This is a genomic window from Aeromicrobium sp. YIM 150415 (assembly GCF_016918125.1).
Classification (GTDB): Bacteria; Actinomycetota; Actinomycetes; order Propionibacteriales; family Nocardioidaceae; genus Aeromicrobium; species Aeromicrobium piscarium.
This window is the reverse complement of record NZ_JAERWM010000010.1, coordinates 129692-149476: the sequence shown is the minus strand read 5'-3', so window position 1 is coordinate 149476 and position 19785 is coordinate 129692. Positions and strand designations below refer to the sequence as shown.

Annotated in this window: 13 protein-coding genes; 8 read left to right on the top strand and 5 right to left on the bottom strand. The window is 69.4% G+C overall.

Annotation, left to right across the window (positions count from 1 at the left end; all coding sequences use genetic code 11):
- Positions 1-2 precede the first annotated feature (2 nt).
- Genes JL108_RS06380 through nudC form a run of 3 tightly spaced genes read left to right on the top strand, consistent with a single transcriptional unit; the run spans position 3 to position 7187 of the window.
- The gene (locus tag JL108_RS06380; RefSeq protein WP_205197554.1) at positions 3-3185 is read left to right on the top strand and encodes an ATP-dependent DNA helicase; all 3183 of its coding nucleotides are present in this window, start codon (positions 3-5) and stop codon (positions 3183-3185) included.
- Positions 3182-6316, top strand: coding sequence for an ATP-dependent DNA helicase (locus JL108_RS06375; protein ID WP_205197553.1), 3135 nt, complete (start codon positions 3182-3184; stop codon positions 6314-6316). The genes JL108_RS06380 and JL108_RS06375 overlap by 4 nt, the downstream gene beginning before the upstream one ends.
- 4 nt (positions 6317-6320) lie before the next feature.
- Positions 6321-7187, top strand: a complete 867-nt coding sequence (gene nudC / locus JL108_RS06370; RefSeq protein WP_205197552.1) for an NAD(+) diphosphatase — start codon at positions 6321-6323, stop codon at positions 7185-7187.
- Between the two features lie 145 nt (positions 7188-7332).
- On the opposite strand, the gene JL108_RS06365 is transcribed toward nudC, so the two are convergent.
- Complete coding sequence (locus JL108_RS06365) at positions 7333-7581, bottom strand: mycoredoxin (protein ID WP_246065060.1); 249 nt, start codon at positions 7579-7581, stop codon at positions 7333-7335.
- A 287-nt stretch (positions 7582-7868) separates the two neighbouring features.
- Between JL108_RS06365 and JL108_RS06360 the strand changes: the two genes are divergently transcribed.
- Complete coding sequence (locus tag JL108_RS06360) at positions 7869-9914, top strand: ATP-dependent DNA helicase UvrD2 (protein ID WP_205197550.1); 2046 nt, start codon at positions 7869-7871, stop codon at positions 9912-9914.
- Positions 9915-10021: 107 nt separating this feature from the next.
- Here JL108_RS06360 and JL108_RS06355 read toward each other — a convergent pair whose 3' ends face one another.
- Both JL108_RS06355 and JL108_RS06350 read right to left on the bottom strand, forming a co-directional pair.
- Positions 10022-11359, bottom strand: coding sequence for an AarF/ABC1/UbiB kinase family protein (locus JL108_RS06355; protein ID WP_307837205.1), 1338 nt, complete (start codon positions 11357-11359; stop codon positions 10022-10024).
- Positions 11360-11418: 59 nt separating this feature from the next.
- Complete coding sequence (locus JL108_RS06350; protein WP_205197549.1) at positions 11419-12159, bottom strand: hypothetical protein; 741 nt, start codon at positions 12157-12159, stop codon at positions 11419-11421.
- Between the two features lie 356 nt (positions 12160-12515).
- On the opposite strand from JL108_RS06350, the gene JL108_RS06345 reads away from it, so the two are divergent.
- Positions 12516-13025: a M48 family metallopeptidase gene (locus tag JL108_RS06345; RefSeq protein WP_205197548.1), complete on the top strand. Its 510-nt coding sequence runs from the start codon at positions 12516-12518 to the stop codon at positions 13023-13025.
- Here the strand turns inward: JL108_RS06345 and JL108_RS06340 are convergent.
- On the bottom strand, positions 12958-13536 hold the full coding sequence (locus JL108_RS06340) for an NUDIX hydrolase (protein ID WP_205197547.1): 579 nt from the start codon (positions 13534-13536) through the stop codon (positions 12958-12960). The genes JL108_RS06345 and JL108_RS06340 overlap by 68 nt on opposite strands.
- The gene (locus tag JL108_RS06335; protein WP_205197546.1) at positions 13533-14810 is read right to left on the bottom strand and encodes a zinc-dependent metalloprotease; all 1278 of its coding nucleotides are present in this window, start codon (positions 14808-14810) and stop codon (positions 13533-13535) included. Before JL108_RS06335 ends, JL108_RS06340 begins: the two co-directional genes overlap by 4 nt.
- 334 nt (positions 14811-15144) lie before the next feature.
- On the opposite strand from JL108_RS06335, the gene JL108_RS06330 reads away from it, so the two are divergent.
- The 3 genes from JL108_RS06330 (at position 15145) to JL108_RS06320 (ending at position 19681) form a co-directional block, all read left to right on the top strand.
- Positions 15145-16197, top strand: coding sequence for a PDZ domain-containing protein (locus JL108_RS06330; protein ID WP_205197545.1), 1053 nt, complete (start codon positions 15145-15147; stop codon positions 16195-16197).
- Entirely contained in the window at positions 16185-16691 is a 507-nt protein-coding gene (locus JL108_RS06325; protein WP_205197544.1) for a PPA1309 family protein, read from the top strand. Before JL108_RS06330 ends, JL108_RS06325 begins: the two co-directional genes overlap by 13 nt.
- 62 nt (positions 16692-16753) lie before the next feature.
- On the top strand, positions 16754-19681 hold the full coding sequence (locus JL108_RS06320) for a UPF0182 family protein (protein WP_143911985.1): 2928 nt from the start codon (positions 16754-16756) through the stop codon (positions 19679-19681).
- Positions 19682-19785: the final 104 nt, after the last annotated feature.

Below are 19785 nucleotides of genomic sequence, written 5' to 3'. Positions count from 1 at the left end.
GCATGCCCCTGGAGTACCGCGTCGTCGCACCCGACGACACCCCCGCGATCGCCCCGCGGCTCGATGCCAGCCAGCAGGCCGTCGTCGATCATCGCGGCGGGCCGTTGCTGGTGCTCGCCGGTCCCGGGACAGGCAAGACCACCACCATCGTCGAGGTCGTCGTCGATCGTCTCGAGCGCGGTGAGCTGAGTCCCGACGAGGTCCTCGTGCTCACCTTCAGCCGCAAGGCCGCGGAAGAGCTGCGCGCGCGCATCGGTGCTCGCCGCACCGCCACCGCATCGGCCGTCTCGGCGCTGACCTTCCACTCCTTCTGTTACGCACTGGTCCGCGAGTTCAGTGACCCCGAGACGTACGCGGCGCCCGCCGACCTGCTGACCGCACCGGAACGCGATGCGGTCATCACCGAGCTGCTGGCGGGCCATGACACCGCCTCCTGGCCCGCCGCGCTCCGCGAGGCGCTCCGCACGCGTGGCTTCGCTGCCGAGATCGACGGGTTCATGGGTCGTCTCGCGGCTGAGGGCCTGACCGTCGACGATCTGCGGCAGCTGGCGGCCGAGCGCGATAGGTCGGACTGGGCGCGCCTCGCCGAGGCCATCGAGGAGTACGAGCAGGTCACCGCCCTGGCCAACCTCGCCGACTACTCGACACTGGTCACGTCGGCGCGGCGGATGCTGGACGATCCCCGTACCGCCGCTGAGCTGCGTCGCCGTTTCAAGCTCGTGGTGGTCGACGAATATCAGGACACCGATCCGATGCAGGTGGATCTGCTGCACGCGCTCACCAGCGGCGGACAAGGGCTCATCGCGGTCGGCGACCACGACCAGGCGATCTACGGATTCCGCGGGGCCGATCCCGCCGGGATCCTGCGTTTCACCGATCAGTTCGGGGTGCCGGGTGCCGCAGCCGAGGTCATGGCGCTGCGCGTGACGCGCCGGTTCGGCCCACGGGTGCTGGCGGCCGCACAGACCGTTCTCGGCGGGAGCGGACATCCCGGGAGCCTCGACCCGCAGGTCCTGCGCCGGCACCGGGAGGTCGCATCGGAGGCTCCCTACGAAGGCGAGGTCCTCGTCGAGACCTACGCTTCGGCCACCGCGGAGGCCGAGCACATCGCGGAGGTCCTGCGCCATGCTCATCTCGAGGACGGCTGGGCGTGGTCGCAGATGGCCGTGCTCGTGCGTTCGGGCAGCGATCTGTCGAGGCTGCAGCGAGTCCTCGTCCCGGCCGGTGTCCCCGTCGAGGTCGCCGGCGACGAGGTGCCCCTGGTCGCCGAGCCCGCCGTGCGGGCGCTCTTGTCGGCGCTGGAGGCGGCCGACCTCGTGGCACGGGGTTTCCCCCTCGATCCCGAGCATGCCCAGACCTTGCTGACGGGTCCGCTCGCCGGCCTCGATGCTCCGGCGCTCCGCCGGGTCGGGCGGGCGCTGCGCCGCCGCACCCCGGATCGCCGTTCACCCGAACTGATCGCCGATGCCCTGCTCGATCCGGCGATGCTCGGTCTCGGTCGGCTGGAGCCGGCTACCTCCGAGGCGGTGGAGCTCGCCCGTCGTCTCGCCGTCCTGCTGCGTCGCGCGGCTCGGCAGATCGACGAGGGCGAGCCGCCCGAGCAGGTGCTCTGGACCCTCTGGGACGGGACCGGTTGGCCGGCCCGCCTGCGCGACCAGTGGGAGGAGGGCGGCGAAGGCCGACTGGCGGCCGACCGCGATCTCGACGCGGTCGTCGCGCTCTTCCACCACGCGGCTCGAGGTGAGGAGCGCAAGCGGCGGGTCGGAGTGATCAACTTCATCGCCGATCTGCGTGCCCAGCAGATCCCTGCCGACCAGCTCGTCACCAGCCAGATGCGTCCCGATGCCGTCCGGCTGATGACGGCGCACCGGGCCAAGGGGCTCGAATGGCCGCTGGTGATCGTCGCCGGGGTACAGGAGGAGCGCTGGCCGGATCTGCGCTTCCGTGGATCGTTGCTCGGCGCGGAGAACCTCGCGGGGGAGCATGCCGGCGAGCGGTCCGAGAGGCTGCGCGAGGAGCGGCGGCTGTTCTATGTCGCCTGCACGCGGGCGAGTCGTCGCCTGGTCGTCACGGCGGTCGAGACCCCCACCGACGACGGCGATCAGCCGTCTCGCTTCGTCCGCGAGCTGCTGGCTGCGGGTTTCGGCCCGCAGGATCGGGCCGAGTTGCCCCGCGCTCGCCCGCACCGCCCGCTCTCACTGCGAGCGGTCATCGCCCAGTTGCGACGCTACGGCGATGCGAGCGACCCCGCCGTGAGGTCCGAGGCAGCCGCGATGCTGGCCGAGATCGCGCGGCACGATCTCTGGTCCGGTCGCGCCGCGCATCCGGATCGCTGGTGGGGTGTGCGGGAGCTCACCGTCAATGAGGAGCCGATCAAGGACCCGGAGTCGCCCCTCGGACTGTCGGGCTCGTCCGTCGGCGACATCACGAGCTGCTCGCTCAAGTGGTTCCTCTCGCGTGAGGTGCGCGGCTCGCGTGCCAGCTCCACGGCTCAGGGCTTCGGTCTCATCGTGCACGCGCTCGCCGCCGACATCGTCCGTCGCGGCGAGGATGCCCCCGATGTCGAGGCGATGATGGGTCACCTCGATGCCGTCTGGGGGCAGTTGGATTTCGCCGCTCCGTGGATCAGCGAACGCGAGAAGGGCGCGGCCCGTGAGGCACTCGTGAGGTTCGCGCGTTGGCACGCAGCCAATCCCCGCCGGGTGATCGCCGCGGAGCACGAGTTCTCGGTCGAGCTGGAGCTGGACGGTGAGCGCGCGGTCTTGCGTGGGTCGATGGACCGTGTCGAGCTGGACGCCGACGGCCGAGTGCACGTGATCGACCTCAAGACCTCCAAGAACCCTCCTCGAGGTGCCGATGTCGCCGAGCATCCGCAGCTGGGCGTCTACCAGCTCGCTGTGCAGCACGGTGCGGTCGGCGATCTCGCTCCCGGGGCGCCGGCAGGCGGGGCCGAGCTGGTTCAGCTGCGTGCGGCGGCTGGAGCCAAGCATCCTGATGACCCCAAGGTGCAACCCCAGGACGCCCCCAGCGGCGACGAGCCGTTCTTCGCCCTCGACCTCATCCGCACGTCGGTCGAGACCATGCGGTCCGAGCGCTTCGCGGCGATGCCCCAGACCTGTTCATTCTGCGAGTTCGAGACCGTGTGTCCGGCCAAGACGACGTTCACGATCGGCGGTGACACATGAGGCTGCTGACATCGCCGGACCAGCTGCGTGAGGTCCTGGAGATCCCCTTCAGCGACGAGCAGATGGCGGCCATCGTCGAGCCGCCGCACCGTCAGCAGGCCATCATCGCGGGCGCGGGGTCGGGCAAGACGGCGGTCATGGCGGCTCGGGTCGTCTGGCTGGTGGGGTACGAGGAGATCGACCCGGCGACGATCCTGGGCTTGACCTTCACCGCCAAGGCCGCCGGTGAGCTGGCCGCGCGAGTCCGCGCCTCGCTGGAGCGGATCGGCGACTTCTCCGAGCACGGTGAGCCGACGATCTCGACCTACCACGCCTTCGCCGGCACGCTGATCGCCGAGCACGGACTTCGCCTGGGGGTCGAACCGGATCTGCGCGTGCTCGCCGACGCCACCCGCTTCCAGATCGCGGCGCGCGTCGTGCGCGACCACACCGGCACCCTCACACATGTCTCCGCGTGGATGCCTACCACGATCACCGATCTTCTCGCCCTGGACGGGCAGCTGTCGGAGCATCTGGTGAGCACCGGGCAGCTGCGGGCCTTCGACGAACGCGTGATCGCCGAGGCCGAGTCGGTCGCCAAGCAGCTCAAACTGCACCGTGACGTGGTCGCCACCTCGCGCAAGCGCATCGAGTTGTCACGGCTCGTCGACGACTATCGTGCGGCCAAGCTCGAGGCCGGGGTGATGGACTTCTCCGATCAGATGGCCTGGGGGGCGCGGCTCGCTCAGCTCCCGGAGGTCCAGCAGAGCCTGCGCGACCGATTCGACGTGGTCCTGCTCGATGAGTACCAGGACACCTCGGTCGCGCAGCGCGATCTGCTGCGAGCCGTCTTCGCCGGACAGGGCATCAGCGCCGTCGGCGATCCGGCGCAGGGGATCTATGGCTGGCGGGGGGCCGCATCCGGCAATCTGGCGGCTTTCCTCGACGACTTCGCCGGTGAGAACGAGCTGCCCGGCACCCGGCATGCTCTGTCGGTGACCCGACGCTGCGCCCCCGAGATCATCGATCTCGCCGCGGTCGTCGCTCGCGAGTACTACGAGGACGATGCCGTCAAGCCGATCGTCACCCCGTTGCGGGCAGCTCCGGAGAATCCGCCGGGCGAGGTCACGGTCGCCCTGCACATGGGTGTCGCGGAGGAGATCGACGCCCTGGTGGATGCTGTCGCGGCCGCGGGGGAGCGCGCGCGAGAGACAGGAGCCGATCACCTCTGGCGTGACATCGCGATCCTCGTGCGGGCCACCGCCGAGAACACCGAGATCGTCCGAGCGCTCCGGGCCCGGCAGATCCCCGTCGAGATCGTCGGGCTGACCGGCTTGCTGAGCCAGCCGGAGATCCTCGATGTCCTCGCGGTGCTCGAGGTGCTCGACGATGTCACCGCCAATCCGTCCATGCTGCGCCTGCTGGCGGGCCCGCGTTGGCGCATCGGGGATCGCGATCTCGCCCTCCTGGGCCGTCGCGCGGCCGATCTCGGTCGCGTCTGGACGGCCTCGGGGGCTGACGCCGAGCAGCCCGACGAGCGACTCCTCGCCGATCTGGCGGAGGCGACCGCCGGAGCCGATCCCACTGAGGTCGTGTCGCTGGCCGAGGCCGTCGAGGACCCGGGCGATCTGCCGTATTCGGACGAGGCGCGGCGGAGGTTCGCCGATCTCGCGTCACTCCTCGCGAGACTGCGCCGGCATGTGCACGAGCCGCTCTCGGATCTCGCTCGACGGGCGGTCGCCGAGCTCGATCTCGACGTGGAACTCGCGGTCTCGGAGGCGGGTTCGGACAATCTATCGCTGCTGCTCGACGCGATCGGCGACTACGCCCAGCACGACCGCTATGCGTCGCTCACCGGGCTGCTGGCGTATCTGCGCGCCGAGACCGATTTCAACCGGGGCATGGAGCTGTCGGCTCCCTCGGAGGCCGACTCCGTCAAAGTGCTGACCATCCACAAGTCGAAGGGCCTGGAATTCGACGAGGTCTTCGTTCCCTTCGTGTCCGCCGGGGTGTTCCCCGATGACAAGGGGCGGTCTCGCTGGATCTCGAATGCGAGCGTGCTTCCGGTCGGGCTGCGCGGCGACGCGGCCTTCGTGCCGGACCTCGAGGAGCTCTCGCGTGAGGGCGAGGAGGACTTCAAGCGACGCAACAAGGCCGATGCGCTGATGGAGGAGATCCGGCTGGGCTATGTCGCCTTTACCCGTGCCCGGTATCGCCTCCACGTGAGCGGCCACCGGTGGGGGCGCACGCAAGTCAGGCCGCGCCAGGTCTCGCGGTTCCTCTCCGATGTCCGCGAGTGGCTCGCCGAACGCGGAACCGAGCCCCTCGTCTGGGCTGCGGAGCCGGAGGCCGATGCGACCAATCCGCACATCGACGACACCGTCTATGCCTGGCCGGTCGCTCTGCGGGGGATGGAGTCGCGCCGGGCCTTCGCCGGCGAGGTTCACTCGCACCTGAAAGCCACGGAGGCGCTACCGCTCACGGTGCATCCGGAACTCCAGCAGATCCGTGCCGAACTGGATCTGCTGATCGAGGAGGCGGAACGGGCCCAGGACCAGATCGTCGAAGTTCCGCTGCCCGATACCCTCTCCGCCACGCAGACCCTCGCGCTCGCCGAGGACCCGGACGCGTTCGCGCGTTCGCTCGCTCGCCCGCTGCCACGGCGTCCCTCGGGCGCCGCGCGGTTCGGCACGCGGTTCCACGCCTGGATCGAAGCCCGCTACGGCCAGCAGACCCTGCTCGACCCGGAGGAGCTGCCGGGCGCCCCGGGCACGGATATCGTCGACATCTCCGATGACGGTGAGCTGGAGGCACTGAAGAAGGCCTTCGAGTCAGGTCTCTTCGCCGACCGGGAGCCGGCGGCCGTCGAGGTCCCGTTCACGCTGCGGTTGGGGGGCCAGCAGATCCTCGGCCGGATCGACGCGGTCTTCACCACCGACAATGGTTTCGAGATCGTCGACTGGAAGACCAATCGACGCGCCGATGCCGACCCCCTGCAGCTGGCGGTCTACCGGCTCGCCTGGGCCGAGATGCACGATATCGATCCGGCACGCGTGACAGCGGCCTTCTACTACGTGCGCACCGGCGAGCTCCAACGTCCCGACGACCTCCCCGGTCGCGAGGAGCTGGCCATCCGGCTCGGGCTACGGTGAGCGGGTGGACTTCGCCTTCGACCGCACACACCATGACCGCCAGGGCAATCGGCGAGCCGACGAGGAATGGCGCAAGGACCCGACTCTGCGCGTGCTCGTCCTCGGCGGCGAGCACGTGGCCACCGTCGACGGTCCCGCCCTGCGATGGCTCGCCCCGGCCGACGCGCCCGAGGGGGAGTGGATCCTGCTCGGCGAGCACCAGGGTGTTACCCACGCCGCGGTGATCGTCGGGAGGGTGCCGAAGGAGCTGGCCCCGGTGAGCCTGCGCATCCTCGCCCCGCTGCTCAGCGGGCCCGAGCTGTCTCTGGCGATCCACGCCGTCGGCATCGCCCGCTGGATCGCCGGCCACTCCTACTGCTCGCGCTGTGGTGAGTACCTCTCGGTGGAGAGCTCCGGACATCTTCTGCGATGCCACGCCTGCGGCACGGATCATTTCCCACGTACGGATCCCGCGGTCATCATGCTCATCACGGACGAAGACGATCGGGCGTTGCTCGCCCGCAATCCTCGGTGGCCCGAGGGGCGGTTCTCGACGCTGGCCGGTTTCGTGGAACCGGGTGAGTCCTTGGAGGATGCCGTGCGACGCGAGGTCGACGAGGAGGTGGGCATCCAGGTCGGCGAGGTACGGTACGCGGCCAGTCAGCCGTGGCCGTTCCCCGCGAGCCTGATGCTCGGCTTCTTCGGACGCGCCACCACCACCGACATCCACGTCGATGCCGACGAGATCGCCCAGGCGGCCTGGTTCACTCGTGACGAGCTGGTGGAGTTGGGGGAGCGGGAGGAGATCGTGCTGCCTCCGCCGCACGTCTCGATCTCGCGCTGGCTCATCGAGCAGTGGGCCGGCCGCGAGATCCCGGGAGCCTGGTCCTGATGTCTGGTTCCGACCACGCACGCTGACGGGAGATGTGACTCCGTGGTCGTCAGGGCCGCCGCAGAATCACCTCTTGCGTCACGGCGTCGACGGACGATGTGACGACATGGTCGCCCGCGCAACCACGACGTCACATCTTCCGTCCTCAGACGCCGAGCTTCTCCTTGACCTGCGCGACCGATGGGTTCGTGAGCGCCGACCCGTCGGCGAAGACGAGGGTCGGCACCGTCTGGTTCCCGCCGTTGGCCTGCTCGACGATCAGGGCGGCCTCGGGCTCGGCCTCGATGTCGACCTCCGAGAACGTGATGCCCTCGCGCTGGAGCTGGCTCTTGAGCCGGTGGCAGTACCCGCACCACGGTGTGGAGTACAGGACGAACTGGTTCTCAGCGGACACGAAGCCCCCTCGGATCGGGTGTGATGAGCGGCTGCCGCTCGATGACGTCAACGCCATTCTCCCCCGGTCGCATTCCCCGCGCCGAGGGCGGTGGGTAGGCGTCCATTCTCACTGCCGGTTCGGTGATCGAGCGTCCATCCCGAGGCGGCGATGGACGCTCACTCACCGCTCCGCGATGGGACCGCACCGCGACGGGCCCGGTGCGGCGGAACTCGGCGGTCCAGGCTGTCGGGCCCGGCGTCTACTCTGGGCCTCGGCCGCTATCCGTCCCCGACCCGAGGAGCATCGTGCCCGACGCCGACGAGTTGCTGACCGGACTCGACCCCGAGCAGCGTCAGGTCGCCGAGGCGTTGCGCGGGCCGGTGTGTGTCGTGGCGGGAGCGGGCACCGGCAAGACGAGGGCCATCACGCATCGGATCGCCTACGGTGTCGCCTCGGGCGTCTACAAGCCCACGGAGGTCCTCGCCGTCACCTTCACCACCCGGGCGGCGGGGGAGATGCGCACCCGGCTCGGGCAGCTCGGTGCATCCGGGGTACAGGCCCGCACCTTCCACTCCGCGGCGCTGCGGCAGGCACGTTACTTCTGGCCGCGGGTCTACGGCACGGAGTTCCCCGAGATCATCTCCTCCAAGTTCGGCCTCGTCGCCGAGGCGGCGCGCCGGATCGGCCTGTCCACCGACACCGCGCTGTTGCGGGATCTCTCGGCGGAGGTCGAGTGGGCCAAGGTCAGCACGATCCGTCCCGACGACTACGCCGGCGAGGCGCCCAAGCGCCGCCGTCAGGTGGCCGATCTCGACGCCGCCACCACCGGGCAGGTGCTGCGCGCCTATGAGGACGTCAAACGCGAACGCGGCCGGATCGACATGGAGGACCTCCTCCTGCACACCACGGCGATCCTGGCCGACGACGAACGCGTCGCCGCGGAGGTCCGACGGCAGTACCGCTGGTTCGTGGTCGACGAGTACCAGGACGTCAACCCCCTGCAGGCCACGCTGCTGGGCCTGTGGCTCGGCGGACGTGACGAGATCTGCGTCGTCGGCGATCCGCGGCAGACGATCTACTCCTTCGCCGGTGCCTCCCCACGCATCCTGAGCTCGTTCACGCGCAGCTTCCCCCAGGCCACCCAGGTTGAGCTCGTCCGTAACTACCGTTCCACCCCGCAGATCGTCGCTGCGGCGAACGCCGTCTTCGGCCCCGGCGGCCGCGACGGGGTCGCCTTGCAGTCACAGCAGGAGCCCGGCAATCCGGTCTCGTATCAGGGGTACCCCGACGAGCCGGCCGAGGCGCTCGCCGTCGCCAACGAGATCGCGGCGCTGCATCGACAGGGAACCTCGTACAAGCAGATGGCGATCCTGTTCCGCATCAACGCCCAGTCGGAGGCCTTCGAGGAGGCACTCGGCCAGCTCGGGGTGCCCTTCGTGCTCCGCGGTGTCGAGGGATTCTTCAACCGCGCCGAGGTCCGTCAGGCGGTCACCCTGCTGCGGGGCGCTGCCCGCGCCGGCGAGGGAGCCGGGGAGCTGGTGGCGGATGTGCGCGCGGTGCTGGCGACGATGAACCACACCGACGAACCGCCGAGCGGTGGTGGCGCGGTCCGCGACCGATGGGAGTCGCTGCACGCGATCATCACCATGGCCGGAGACCTCGTCGCGGAGAATCCGGCGGCCGATCTCACCGACCTCGTCGCCGATCTCGATCGCCGGGCCCAGCAGGCCCACGCGCCGACCGCCGACGGGGTGACTCTCGCGACCCTGCACGCGGCCAAGGGGCTGGAATGGGATGCGGTCTTCCTCGTCGGCATGCACGAGGGCATGATGCCGAGCGTCCACGCCGACACTCCCGCGGCGGTCGAGGAGGAACGTCGGCTGTTCTACGTAGGCGTGACCCGCGCCCGTCACGATCTCCTCATCAGCTGGTCGGCCACCCGCAACCCCGGCGGACGAGGTAATCGCCAGCCCACACGCTTCCTCGACGGACTGCTGCCGGCATCGCACGAGGCGCGTCAGGTCGCGCGCCAGCCGCGGCGGCGCAAGGTCGCGACCTGCCGGGTGTGCCATCGTCCGCTGGCGGCCTCGGACCGGGCTCGGGGGCGATGCGCCGACTGCCCGTCCACCTACGACGAAGCCCTCTTCGAAGCGCTGCGCGCCTGGCGCAAGGAGGAGTCCACCGACCAGTCGGTGCCGGCCTACGTGGTCTTCACCGACGCCACCTTGCAGACCATCGCCGAGGTCAAACCGTCGAGCGTGCAGCAGCTCGCCCAGGTGCGCGGGATCGGCCAGGCCAAGCTCGACCGCTACGGCGAGGCCGTCCTCGCGGTCGTCTCCCAACACGCCTGACCCTTCCTGACCCGCCCTCCCCTCCGTCCCCGACTTTTGGCCGGTTGTGGCCCCTCTCGGAGCGTCGAAAGGGGCCACAACCGGCCAAAAGTCGGGGACGGAGGGTCTCAGTCGTCGAAGCCGGGGAGGGATTCGGCGAGGATCTCGCGGAACGGAGCGGTCGCGCCGAGCTGGCAGAGCACACCGACACCACCCATCCAGACACGGTGGATCAGCAGGTACTCGCGCGGGATGTTCAACTGGCGAGCCGTGCCGAACCCCTCGGCATCGGGCCGGCTGAGCCGCTGGCCCTGGGAGCGCAGCCACGACCTGCTGAAGGTGAAGCTCTGTTGCCGGGCAGGCTCGACGAGCGGCGCGAGATAGCGCTCCATGATCTCCGGGTCGAGGTCGGCTCCGCGCAGGAATCCCTCGTTGCGCAGCCCGTCCACGACCGTCCCGTAGTCACCGTCCACGGCGGCCCGCAGCAGTCGGCCGATGGTGTCGGGAAGGCCGTCGGGGAGCCGGGCGACGGCCCCGTAGTCGACGACACCGAGCAGCCCGTCCTCGCGGATGCGGAAGTTACCGGGATGCGGATCGGCGTGCAGCAGCCCCACCCGGGCCGGGCCGGCGAACAGGAACCGTACGAAGGCCTCGCCGTAGTCGTCGCGTTCCTGATGGGAGCCGTGATCGATGATGTCCGCGAGTGAGCCGATGCTGTCGATCCAGGTGGACACGAGGGCGTGCTCGGTGTGCGTGATCGTTCGCGGAATGACGACATAGGGGTCGTCCGCGAAGCCGCTGGCGAAGGCATCCTGCGCGGCGGCCTCCAGACTGTAGTTGAGCTCCTCGGCGACCCGTTCGCGCAGCTCGGCCACGAGGGACTTGACGTCCATGCCCGGCGCCAGGACGCCGAACAGCCGCGCGAGGCGGGCGATCTGTCGCAGATCCGACATCAGCGCCTCCCCGGCGCCGGGATACTGCAGCTTGACCGCGATGTCACTGCCGTCCTCGTAGGTCGCGCGGTGCACCTGACCGATCGAGGCTGCCGCCGCGGGATGGTCCTCGAAGACCGGGAACCGATCACGCCAGCGTGGCCCGAACTCCGCGGCCATCACGCGATGCACCGTCGAGGCCGGCATCGGCGGCGCGGCGTCCTGAAGCTTGGTGAGGGCATCGCGATAGGGCCCGGCGAGCTCGTCGGGTAACGCGGCCTCGAACACGCTCAGCGCCTGCCCGAACTTCATCGCGCCACCCTTGAGCTGACCGAGGACGCTGAAGATCTGGTCGGCGGTCCGCCGCTGGACATCGGTGAGGACGGCCTGCGCGGGAGCTCCGACCATGCGCTTGCCGAGTCCCCAGGTCGTGCGGGCCGCGAAAGAGGCGGGCAGGCTCGCCAGTCGCGCTCCGCGGGCGATCGGATTGCCGCTCAGCGGGCGCTCATCGTCGGACTCGTCGCGGCCGGACACGTTGCCAGGATAGGAGATCGCGGCAACGCGTGGCCCGGATCGGCTCATATCGGCGGCAGTCAGGCTGCGAGCAGCTGGCACGGGCAGGCAGCGTCCCATCCCACCGGCTCGGTCACGCCGGTCTCACGACCGGGCCCCACCGTGACGACTCTCCCGATCTGGCCGAGTCGCACGAGTTCCAGGGTGTGACCGACTGCTGACAGCATCAGCGCGAGTGACGGGGGACCGCCCGGGGGCCGGCCCGACCCCAGGTGCACGGCGACGGCTCGCCAAGCGGGGTCGGTCCGTGACCGACCGGCGTCATAGCAGTCCAGGCAGGGTGAGCTGCCGGGATGTGTCAGCGGACCGATGCGCGCACATCCCTGGATGAAGATCACGGGGAGATGGGAGAGGCCGCGCTCTCCCAGATCACGGATCGCCGGCCGATAGGGCTCGCCCAAGCTCGCGACGATCGTGACATCGTCGCCGGGACTCGCGGCCGCCGTCTCGAGGGTTGCGGCGAATCGGGCCGTCAGTGGTTCGTGGACGACAGTGATACCGGGCAGCGAACTCTCGGCGGGAGCTGCTGGGACCAGCGCGCCGCGGGAGAGCAGGGTCGAGATCAGCTGGCGACCGCTGGGAGCACCGTCGCGCTCCGCGATCTCTGCCAGGGACCGGGCGCTCGTGGCCCCGTCGGCATGGCGCAGGACCTGAGCGGTGCCCGGCAGATCGGGTACGCGCAGGGGCGGTGTCGTGCCGATCTGAAGATGGCCGGGGCCGCAGCGCACGACCGTCGCGCCGGGTGGGAGTACGGGGTGCATGACGCCATAGTGGCCGCCGACGAGGGGATGCGCCGGGGTCGTCCACAGGCAGCGAAGAACCCCCGGCGGCGCGCCTTCCCCTGCGGCCACCGGGGGTTCGTCTGGCGTCAAAATTAGGGGTTCGGAGCGAGGCCGTCAAGCTGGCAGTGCGCGAAGGTTGTCCACGCCTGTGGACAACCTTGTGGGCAACCTGTGGGCCACGCCGATCCCCGGTGTGGACGCGGCTGTGGGAATGGCGCCACCGGGGTTCGGAGACCGGCTCTGACCTGCGGTGATGGCGGCCGACACTGTGGAGATTGAAGGCGCTACCAGTGAGCCCCATCAACTCGTCGGTGGTCTCGTCTACAGTCCACGTTATGGACACTCCCGAGCCCGTCATCGAGGTGAGACGCAGCGCACGACGGCGCCGCACGGTCCAGGCGCGACGTGAGGGCGAGCGCACGATCGTCATGATCCCCGCGGCGATGAGCGAGGAGGACGCCGAGCGCACCGTCCGCGAGCTCGTTGCCAAGCTCGATGCACGGGTCGCGCGGCGCCGGGGGCCGCAGGGCGATGTCGAACTCGAGCGCCGCGCCGGCGAACTCGCGGATCGCTATCTCGGCGGGGACGTGCGGCCGTCCTCGGTGCGGTGGGTGTCCAATCAGAACAAGCGCTGGGGCTCGTGCAGCACCACCGACGGTCGTATCCGGCTGTCGGACCGGCTCAAGGAGATGCCGGGATATGTCATCGACTATGTCCTCGTGCACGAGCTCGCGCATCTGCTGCACGCCGACCATGGGCCCGGCTTCCAACGGCTGCTCAGCCGTTACGAGAAGAAGGAACGCGCCGAGGGCTATCTCGAAGCTGTCGAGCAGCTGCAGCGCTGAGCGCGCGGACCGTCGCGTCGGTATCGGCAGGCAGATCGTCGAGGGCGAACCACCGGACCTCGGTCGACTCCTCGGAGGCCGCCAGCGGCGCCTCGGCGGGGGCAACGGCCAGGAACTGCACGTCCAGGTGGTGGGCCGGCCGCTCGGGACCGCAGGGCACCTCATGGCGTGAGAGCAGCAGCGGCGTGGGATCGAGGCGGAGCGAGTCGATTCCCGACTCCTCGCGGGTCTCTCGCTCAGCGGCGCCCGCCACGGTCGTGTCCTCGGGCTCGCAGTGTCCGCCGAACTGCAGCCACCTGCCCAGCTTGGCGTGCAGCGTGAGGGCGACGGCCGAGGCGTCCTCGGCGATGACGATCGCGCTCGCGGTCAGGTGATCGGGGTGGCACGATCGCCACATCGCGTCCTGACGAGCCTCCAGATGGGCCAGGTACTGCTCGCGCAGCGCATCCTGCGACGGGTCCGGCGGCGACCAGGCGGTGAGGACACGCTGGGCGTCGGCGTGCAGGCTCACGACTCCTCGTCGCGACCGGCTTCGTCATCGAGCAGTTGGCCGAGGGCAGCGTCGAAGTCGCCATCGCCGTGACGCTCGCTGTAGCCCAGCGGGTCGTCCAGGTCCGTCACATCCGGCAGGAGGTCCGGGTGGCTCCAGACCCGATCGCGGGCCTCGACCCCGTCGCGATCGCGCAAGGCCGAGAAGAGCGTGGTGGCGTCGCGCAGTCGCCGCGGCCGCAGCTCGAGTCCGACCAGCGCCGCGAAGGTCTGCTCGGCGGGCCCGGCGGTCACCCGGCGCCGGCGCATGGCCTCGCCGAGCGAGACGGCACTCGGCATGGTGTCGGCGGTCGCCTGGCCAACGACCTCGTCGACCCATCCCTCGGCCAGGGCGAGCAGCAGTTCGAGGCGTTCCTTGGCGTGCTGCTGCTCGGGGGTGGTCTCCGGCTCGAAGAGGCCTCCTTCCATCGCCTCGGCGATGGCATCCGGCCGGCCGGGATCGATCGAGCGCATCTTCTCCTCGATGCTCTCGGTGTCCAGGCGCGAGCCCCGTCCGAACTCGGTGACGGCGTCGATGATGGCGGTGCGCAGCCACGGCGCATGGGCGTAGAGACGCTGGTGGGCGCACTCGCGCAACGCGACATAGAGCAGCGCATCGGCCTCGGTGTGGTCGAGACCCTCGGCGAATGCGGCGATATTGTGGGGGAGCAACGCCGCCACACCGTCCGGTCCCATCGGCAGGCCGATATCGGTCGAGGAGAGGACCTCGGTGGCCAGCTCTCCGATGCCCTGGCCGACCTGCTGGCCGAACATGGCCCCGCCGGCCTGGGTCAGCATCGCCATGAACGGGCCGGCCATCGCCTGCGCCTCTTGGGGGAGCGCATCGCCCATCGAGCTGACGACATTGGAGGCGATCGGCTCGACGAGGACCTTCCAGCGGTCCATCGTGGACTCGATCCACTCGGCGCGGCTCCAAGCGGCGGCGGAGGTGACGCCGCTGGGCAGCTCGGTGGCACGATCGAGCCACATCTCGGCGAGCCGCACCGCATCGTCCACCGCCCCCTGTTTCGTGCTGCCAGGGGACGGGTCAGGACCCGATGCCGCGAGCTTCTGGCGTGCCGTGTCGGTGGCCAGCCGGTAGTTGACCGAGCCCTCGTGGGGCTCGAACATGCGTTGCATCTGCCCGAAGATCGCCGACAGGTCGACCTGTCCGGGGCCCATCTGGCCGAACAGGTTCTCCAGGGGCGTGCCCTTGAACGGGTTCTCCGGTTCTTCGCGGGGGTCGTCGCCAGCCATGTCACCAGAGTAGTCACGCGGTGATAGCGGGTCTTTCGGTGAGTGTCTCGGCTCCGGGCGATGAGTCGGAGCCGGCCGGCGGAGGTGCGGCACGTACCGGACAGGTGTCAGTCGGGCACCGCTCGCGGAGGATGCGTTTCCGTGGTCGTCCCGGCTGCCGTGGAAGCACATCCTGCGTCACCGCGCGGCTCGCGGACCACCAGAGCGACCGATGGTGGTTGACGGCGCACCGCCCCGTGACCTCGATGCACGCACCCGCGGCGGCCGCGCTATGCGTCATCCCTCGCGCATCGATCGCTAGGCTTCGGGTGATGTTCGTTCCCTGGAGCCGGCGATGAGTCGCCGCGTCGTCACGCTGACGGTGGCCCTCGTGACGCTGGTCGCTGCCACCAGCCTGGTCTTCATCCTGCCGGTGCCGTACTCGACGATGAAGCCCGGGCCGTCCTTCGACACCCTCGGCAGCCTCGACGAACAGCCGCTGCTCACTTTCGGCGAGGGGGTGGAGACCTACCCCACGGAGGGCGAGCTCGCGTTCACGACCGTCGCCGTCTCTCGCGCGGAGACCGATATCAACCTGTTCAGCGCCCTTCAGGCGTGGGTGGACGGCGACGTCAACCTGGTGCCGCACGACTTCCTCTATCGCGACGGCGAGACCGATGACGACGCGAGCGAGGTCAGCGCCGCGCAGCTGAGCAGCTCGCAGGACTCCTCGCGGGCCGCGGCGCTGCGCGCGATGGACGTCGAGGTGCCTGAGACGGTCCAGATCGCCGATGTCGTCGAGGGGTCGCCGGCCGAGGGCGTGCTGGAGGCGGGGGATCGCATCGTCCGCGTTCAGGACACCGAGGTCGAGAGCAACCAGCAGGTGGCCGAGGTGATCAGCGCCCTGGAGCCAGGGGATCAGGTGAGTCTCGGCATCGAACGCGACGGCCAGGCCGAGGACGTCACCGTGGACACGAAGCCGGCCGATGACGACCCCGATAGGGCGATGATCGGCATCACCGTCGGCGCGGGATTCGACTTCCCGATCGAGATCGAGAACCACATCGGCGACCGGGTCGGCGGTCCGAGCGCCGGGATGATGTTCGCGCTCGCGATCTACGACAAGCTCACCCCCGGAGCGCTCACGGGCGGGCAGTCCGTGGCCGGCACCGGGACCATCACCCCCGACGGCGAGGTGGGCTCGATCGGCGGCGTCCAGCAGAAGATGGTCGGCGCCGAGGAAGGGGGAGCCACGATCTTCCTGGTGCCCACCGGCAACTGCGCCGAGGCCGCGGCGAAGGACACCGACATGACCCTCGTCGACGTCGCGACCCTCGACGACGCGATCGACGCCCTCCAGGCCCTGGCCGACGACCCCGAAGCGACGGTGCCCACATGCTCGAAGTAGCCCCCGACTCGCCGCTGCGCCAGGCGGCTCTCGAAGTGGAGCGACACGTGGCCGAGGCGGGCTGGGATCAGCCCCCGAGGTTGTTCGCCCTCGTCTCCACGGAGCAGCTGCGCGAGTCCCATCCCGAGCTCGCCGACCAGCTCGATGGCGACTACACGCCGGTCGAGCAGGAGCAGCTGGGCGTCGACCGTCCGGTGGAGGAGATCCTGCCGACGATCATGTGGCCGGAGGCGGTCGACGGATGCGCCGTCGTGATCGAGCGCGTCATGCTGCCTCCTTCGGCCGAGGCGGATCTCCCCGAGGATCCCGACGAGCTCGCCGCCTATGTCGCCGCACATCCCGACCGCCAGGAGGTGCGCATCGTCGCCGCGGTGCTGCGCGACGGCAGCGGGCACACCGGGGTCCGCGCTCGCGACGGTGAGGACCCGCCGTTGCTCGAAGGTCCCGACCTCGTGCCCGGCCTCGTGGAACTGCTGCGGGCGAGCATGTCGTGATTGGAGTCACTCGGTAGTATTGGGCTGCCATCGGCCATGCCGTGACATGACCCAGGAGAACTGTGAGCGACATCTTCGGTGCCCCCCGTCCACAGCCGGCCCCTGAGCCGCCCGACCGGCGCCGAAAGGTGCTCGTCCCCACCCTCATCACGCTGGCTGCGCTCGTTGTCGCTGCCAGCGTGTTCACGAATGTGTGGACGAACCGCCTCTGGTTCAAGTCCTTGGACTTCTCCCACGTCTTCACCACCGTCATCCTGACCCGGGCCGGACTGTTCGTGGTCTTCGCTCTGGTGATCGGCGCGTTCGTCGCGCTCAACCTCTTCCTCGCCTACCGCACGCGTGCCGAACCGCACCTGTTGCGGCGCGACGACCCGGCCGCGCGTTACCGTTTCGCGCTGGCGCCGGTCCGGCGGGGAGCCTTCATCGTCGTCGCGGTGGTGATCGGCATCTTCGCCGGTGTCGTCGGGCAGTCGCGGTGGCAGACCTTCCTGCAGTGGTGGCACGGCAGCTCCTTCGGTCAGAACGACCCCCAGTTCGGACGCGACATCGGCTTCTTCACCTTCGATCTTCCGTGGTGGCAGTTCCTGACGTCCTTCGCGTTCACGATGCTCATCGTGGCCCTCGTGGTGACGGCCTTCGTGCAGTACGTCTACGGCGGCATCCGGTTCGCCGGTCGCGGGCTGAACTTCACGCGCGGCGCGCAGATCCAGATCGCGGTGCTCGCGGGTGTCGCGGTGCTGATCAAGGCGCTGCAGTACTGGTTCGATCGGTTCGCCTATCTGACCGCCAGCGGGGGAGTCGTCGACGGCGGCACCTATACCGACATCAACGCACGGATCCCGAGCAAGAACATCCTCATCGTCGTCGCGATCATCTGCGCGCTGCTGTTCTTCTCCTCGATCTTCCTCAAGGGCTGGACGCTCCCCGCGATCGGCCTCGGTGGCCTGATCGTCGCCTCTGTCCTCATCGGCGGCCTGTGGCCGGCGTTCATGCAGCAGTTCCAGGTCAGCCCGTCCGAGGCTGATCGCGAGGACCCGTACATCGCCCGCAATATCGAGGCGACCAAGGATGCCTACGGGGTATCCGATGTCGAGGTGCTGCCCTACTCGGCCACCACGGAGCTGTCGGCCGAGGAGCTCAACGCCACCGCCGAGTCGCGCGTCAGCTCGCGTTTGATCGACCCGACGCTGGTCTCGCCGGCCTTCCAGCAGCTGCAGCAGGTCCGAGGCTACTACACCGTCAACGAGACTCTCGATGTCGACCGCTACGTCCTCGACGACGACGATCAGCCCCGCGATGTCGTCATCGCGGCTCGCGAGGTGAGCCTGGAAGGTCTGCAGGATTCGCAGCGCACCTGGTCCAATGACCACACGGTCTACACGCACGGCTACGGCGTCATCGCCGCCTACGGCAACGAGCGCGGTCCGCAGGGCGAGCCGGTGTGGGTCGCCCGCGACATCCCCCCGACCGGCGAGCTGGAGTTCGAGATCCCGCCGCGCATCTACTTCGGCGAGAACTCGCCGGAGTACTCGATCGTCGGTCGCCCCGAAGGCGCGGACCCGATCGAGGTCGACATCCCGCGCGGCTCCGGCAGCGGAGGCGGCGACGACGAGGATGATGCCGACAACGTCACCGCCAACACCTACGACGGCGAGGGCGGCGTCCCGGTCGGCAATATCTTCAACAAGGCGCTGTACGCGCTGAAGTTCGCCGAGCCGAATATCATTCTGTCCGATCGTGTCAACGAGAACTCCAAGATCCTCTACGACCGTGACCCGCGCGAGCGCGTGCAGAAGGTCGCCCCGTGGCTCACGGTCGACGGCGACGTCTACCCGGCGGTCGTCGACGGCCGCGTGGTGTGGATCGCCGACGGCTATACGACCAGCAACGACTATCCGTACAGCCAGCACCGCTCGCTGCGTGAGGCCACCTCCGACACGCTGACGCAGACCGCGGCCCAGGCGGCGCTGCCGACCGATCAGGTCAACTACATGCGCAACTCGGTCAAGGCCGTCGTCGACGCCTATGACGGCACCGTGGACCTGTACGCCTGGGATGAGGACGATCCGGTACTGGAGACCTGGTCCAATGCCTTCCCCGACTCGGTGCAGCCCAAGAGTGAGATCTCCGAGGATCTCATGCGGCACCTGCGGTACCCGGTCGACCTGTTCAAGGTCCAGCGCGATGTGCTGACGCGGTATCACGTCAACGACTCGCAGACCTTCTACGAGGACGGCGAGCGCTGGCGCGTGCCGGAGGATCCGTCGAGCGGCAACGGCACGTTGCAGCCGCCGTACTACCTGACGACGTCGCGTCCGGAGCAGGCGGACCCCCAGTTCTCGCTGACCAGCGTCTATCTGCCGAACAACCGCGAGAATCTGGCGGCGTTCATGTCGGTCAACTCCGAATCGGCCGATGAGGAGAACTTCGGCAAGTTGCAGATCCTGGAGCTGCCGAGCGACACGCGTGTCGGCGGCCCGAACCAGATCGCCGCGGCGATCCAGGCCGACAACCAGGTGACCCAGACGCTGCTGCCCTTTGAGCAGGCGTCGAATGCCACCATCCTGCGCGGCAACCTGCTGACCTTGCCGGTCGGTGGCGCGATGCTCTACGTGCAGCCCGTCTATATCCAGCGGTCGCAGGCCGAAGGCTCGTATCCGGTTCTGCAGTACATCATCGCCTCCTTCGGTGAGGATGTCGGCATCGGCACGACCCTCGACGAGGCCCTACGAGCGGCGCTCGGCCTCGAGGAGGGAGCCGCGCCGCCGCCGGAGGAAGAGGTCGAGGAGCCTGCCGAGGGCGATGAGGGCACGGAGGAGCCCGAGGCGCCGGCCGGCGATGCCACTCCGGCCGAGCTGCTCGAGCAGGCCTCGCAGTACTACGACGAGGCTCAGCAGGCGCTGGCCGATGGTGATCTCGCGCTGTACCAGCGGCGCATCAACCAGATGGCCGATGCGATCGAGCAGGCGGAGCAGGCCCTCGGCAACTGAGGATCGGTCACCCGTTCGGTGGTCGAGTAGCCGCATCCTCGGTGGTCGGGTGTGAACGGACGCTAGCGACCGAGCGTATCGAGACCACATCGGGCGATACGGTG

Bases quoted from the DNA above. Each gene is read 5' to 3' on its own strand.
- JL108_RS06335 (WP_205197546.1), bottom strand. From the start codon at position 14,810: ATGGCTGGCGACGACCCCCGCGAAGAACCGGAGAACCCGTTCAAGGGC.
- JL108_RS06375 (WP_205197553.1), top strand. From the start codon at position 3,182: ATGAGGCTGCTGACATCGCCGGACCAGCTGCGTGAGGTCCTGGAGATC.
- JL108_RS06345 (WP_205197548.1), top strand. From the start codon at position 12,516: ATGGACACTCCCGAGCCCGTCATCGAGGTGAGACGCAGCGCACGACGG.
- JL108_RS06330 (WP_205197545.1), top strand. From the start codon at position 15,145: ATGAGTCGCCGCGTCGTCACGCTGACGGTGGCCCTCGTGACGCTGGTC.
- JL108_RS06350 (WP_205197549.1), bottom strand. From the start codon at position 12,159: ATGCACCCCGTACTCCCACCCGGCGCGACGGTCGTGCGCTGCGGCCCC.
- JL108_RS06325 (WP_205197544.1), top strand. From the start codon at position 16,185: ATGCTCGAAGTAGCCCCCGACTCGCCGCTGCGCCAGGCGGCTCTCGAA.
- JL108_RS06380 (WP_205197554.1), top strand. From the start codon at position 3: ATGCCCCTGGAGTACCGCGTCGTCGCACCCGACGACACCCCCGCGATC.